At 61.8% G+C, this 3,696-nt stretch carries 4 protein-coding genes; all 4 read right to left on the bottom strand.

Annotated features, from left to right (window positions below):
• Positions 1 to 747: protein translocase subunit SecF (secF, locus tag VZ95_RS12240; protein ID WP_045776095.1), on the bottom strand; the 747-nt coding region annotated here is incomplete at its 3' end.
• A gap of 16 nt (positions 748 to 763) precedes the next feature.
• Complete coding sequence (gene secD / locus VZ95_RS12245; RefSeq protein ID WP_045776096.1) at positions 764 to 2,314, bottom strand: protein translocase subunit SecD; 1,551 nt, start codon at positions 2,312 to 2,314, stop codon at positions 764 to 766.
• Between the two features lie 71 nt (positions 2,315 to 2,385).
• The gene (yajC, locus tag VZ95_RS12250; protein WP_045776097.1) at positions 2,386 to 2,754 is read right to left on the bottom strand and encodes a preprotein translocase subunit YajC; all 369 of its coding nucleotides are present in this window, start codon (positions 2,752 to 2,754) and stop codon (positions 2,386 to 2,388) included.
• 121 nt (positions 2,755 to 2,875) lie between these two features.
• Positions 2,876 to 3,696, bottom strand: an 821-nt coding sequence (locus VZ95_RS12255) for a murein hydrolase activator EnvC family protein (protein WP_156995267.1), incomplete at its 5' end; no start/stop codon positions are given.

Here is a 3,696-nt window from a genome sequence, read left to right on the forward strand (position 1 = left end):
CGTTGAAGTGCCGATGGTGCGGTTCAAGGTTTCGTTGATCGACAGATCAATCAATTCCCGCAGTGGCATGGCCTTATATTTGCGCAAATTCTCGCGAACACGGTCATAAACCACGACCTTATCGTTGATCGAATAGCCCATGATAGCGAGGATGGCCGCAATACTGGAGAGGTTGAATTCCAGATTGAACAGCACGTAAAAGCCCACGGTTTTCGTCACGTCGAGAATCAAGGTGACAACCGCGCCGACGCCGAACTGCCATTCGAAGCGGAACCAGATATAGGCGAGCATCGCGAACAGCGACAGGCCGAGCGCAATCATGCCATTGGTGAACAGCTCGCCGCTGACCGCCGCGCCGACGGCTTCGACGCGCTGGAAGCTGACGCCCGGATAATCGGCCGTGAGGCGTTGGCGCACGGCATTCACCGCGCGCTGCTGGGCTTCATCGTCCCCCGCTTGGCGCTCGATGGCAATCGACACATCGACCGGCGTGCCGATCTCCTGCAAGCCAACGTGCCCTAGATTGAGCGGCGTTAGACTAGCCCTGATCGCGCCGAAATCCGCCGGTTGGGTGAGGCGGGCTTCAATGACGATCCCGCCGCGAAAATCCACGCCCATATTCAGGCCCGGCGTGAAATACAGCACGACAGAGAGGATTGAGAGAATGGCCGACATCGCCAACCCGGCAATGCGGCCCTTCATGAACTGAATGCGGGTTCCGTCGGGAACGAGACGAACGTAATACATGAGACTTCCCCCGGCCTTACAGCGGCAGTTTCGACGGGCGGTTGCGCGCGTACCAGAGCCCGATCATGTACCGGACCATCACAGTCGCGGTGAACATGGAGGTGAGAATCCCCAGGGTCGTGGTCACGGCAAAGCCCTTGATCGGCCCGGAGCCGAGCGCGTAGAGCAATGTCATCTTAATCATCGTCGTCAAATTGGCGTCGATGATCGTGGCGAACGCGCGCTTAAAGCCCGAATCAATGGAGGCAATCGCGCTGCGCCCCAGCTTGGTTTCTTCGCGGATACGCTCATTGATGAGGATATTCGCATCGACCGCCAGCCCCACCGCAATCAGCATCCCGGCAATCCCCGGCAGCGTCAGCGTCGCCTGCAACAGCGACAGCGCGGCAATCGTCATCACGAGGTTCAACACCAGCGCGATGACGGCGAAAATACCGAAGGTGCCGTAAGACACGATCATATAGATCATAATCATTACGAGACCGCCGAGGACCGAATAGAGCCCCGCTTTAATCGCGTCGGCCCCGAGGTCCGGCCCAACGGTGCGCTCTTCGATAATCTTCAGCGGCGCGGGCAGCGCCCCCGCACGCAGCAATACGGAAAGGTCGCTCGCCGATTGCGTGGTGAAATTCCCCGAAATGATCCCGCGCCCGCCGGTAATCGGCTCGCGGATCACTGGGGCGGAAATCACCTTATTATCGAGCACGATGGCGAAGGGTTTGCCGACATTTTCCGTCGTCGCATCGGCAAAGCGGCGCGCGCCGACCGAATCGAAGCGGAAGCTAACGACCGGCTGGCCTTCCTGGAAGCTCGGCTGGGCGTCGACGAGATTTTCGCCGCTGACCATCACGCGCTTATTCACCACATAGGCGGGTGCCTGCTCGCCCCGTTCGGAGGGGAGCACTTCCGAGCCCACGGGCGGGCGGCCCGTCGGGCTCGCGTCGGGATTGACCATACGGAAGCTGAGCTTCGCCGTCGTGCCGATCAGCGCCTTGATGCGGTCCGGTTCGCGCACGCCGGGAAGCTGCACCAGAATCCGGTCGGTGCCCTGCTGCTGAATACGCGGCTCTTTCGTGCCGGTTTCATCGACGCGGCGGCGGATGATTTCGATGGATTGCTGAAGCGCGGCATTCCGCTTGGCGATAATCGCCGCCTGCTTCAACGTCAGCGTCACCACCCCATCGGCAGCGATGGCGACATTAAGGTCGGGATCGGAGATTTCCAACGCCCGCCGCGCGGCATTGGGGTCGACGCCGTCGTTCAGCTTCAGGGTGATCTGTGCGCCATCCTGGGCGATGCCCGTGAAAGCAATCTGCTCCCGCCGCAAATCGCCCCGGATCGAATCGACCAGATTGGCCATCCGGTCGCGTTCGACCGCAGCAAGATCGACCTGCAATAGCAGATGCGAGCCGCCTTGAAGATCGAGCCCCAGGCTGACCTGACGCGCCGGAACGTAACTCGGCAGGGTTTGCAGCGTCGCTTCCGACACAAGGTTAGGCGCGGCAATGAGCAACGATAGGATCGTGACAATCCAAATCGTCCACACTTTCCAGCGGGCAAAATACATGGGACGGATCCCTTAAAACGCAAAAAGTTTGGGGCAGAGAATCCCCTACCCCTTGATAGAAAGCCCGAAAGTTAGGCCTTGGTTTCTTCCTTGGCGTCGGCCTTATCGGCTTTCGCCGGGTCGGTCTTCGCCAGAACGTCGCTCACCGCGCCGCGCAGCACGCGAATGCGCACGCCTTCGGCGATTTCGATTTGCAGTTCGGCATCGCCATCGGCCTTCGTGACCGTGCCGATGATACCGCCCGAGGTGACGATCCGGTCGCCCCGGCGCACATTGCTCAGCATTTCGCGATGGGCTTTCGCCTTCTTCTGCTGCGGACGAATGAGCAGGAAGTAGAAAACGATAAAAATTAGAATCAGCGGGCCGAACTGCACCAGCATGGCATTGATGCCGCCGCTAGCGGCTGCCGCATCTTGAGCGAAAGCGGGAGAAATAAACATAGTCACTCCATCGGATGGGGATTTTCCCCGCTACGGGCGCGGGGATCAGAATTCCTGGCGGCGGACTATAACGCCGCCGCCACGAAAGGCAATGCGGGCGCTGGGGAGCGCGCGCGGGGCGCTAGCCTTCGGTGGCCGTCAGCCGCGTCGGCAGGCTTGCGGTGGGACGCCCGAGATATTGTTCAGGATCAACGGCTTGCGTGCCCTTGCGAATTTCGAAATGCAGTTGCGGTGTCGAAACATTGCCGGTTTGTCCGACGCGCGCAATCACTTGGCCGCGCCGGATGGTATCGCCGCGATTGACCAGCAGCACCTCGTTATGGGCATAGGCGGTCATGAACCCATCGGCGTGGCGAATCAGCAGCAGATTGCCGAAGCCACGAATTTCATCGCCGGCATAGGCGACGACGCCATTTTCCGCCGCGCGCACCGGCGTGCCTTTGGCAGCGGCGATATTGATGCCATCGTTATGCAAGCCGCGATCCTGCGGTCCGAAGGTCGCGATGATCCGGCCCGTCGCGGGCCATTGGAAGCTGCGCCCGCCGCGCGGTGGCGGCGTCGGCAGAGATGCCACAACCTCGTCGCGGCTCGGCTTCTTGACCGGCGCTTCCTGGGCGGGAAGCGGCGTTGCGGGCTCGCCGACTTCCGGTTCTTCCGCCTCGGCTTTGGGCGGAACTGGCTTCGGCGCTTCGGCTTTCACGGGCGGCGGCACGACGGCGGGTTTCGCCGGTTCGACGGGTTTGGGAGGCTCTGCCGCTTTTGGCGGCTCGGCCTTCGCGGGCTCGGTTTTGGCCGGGTCAGTTTTGGGCGGCGCAGACGGCACAACCGGAACCGGCGGCGGCGCGACAGGGACGGCGGTTTTAGCCGGGGCCTCGGGAACGACAGGCGCCGCCACGGGCACAGTGGGCACCGTTACAGGTTTCGGCGGCGGCGGCAGGGCGG

The sequence above is a fragment of the Elstera litoralis genome, assembly GCF_000963705.1.
Taxonomy (GTDB): Bacteria; Pseudomonadota; Alphaproteobacteria; order Elsterales; family Elsteraceae; genus Elstera; species Elstera litoralis.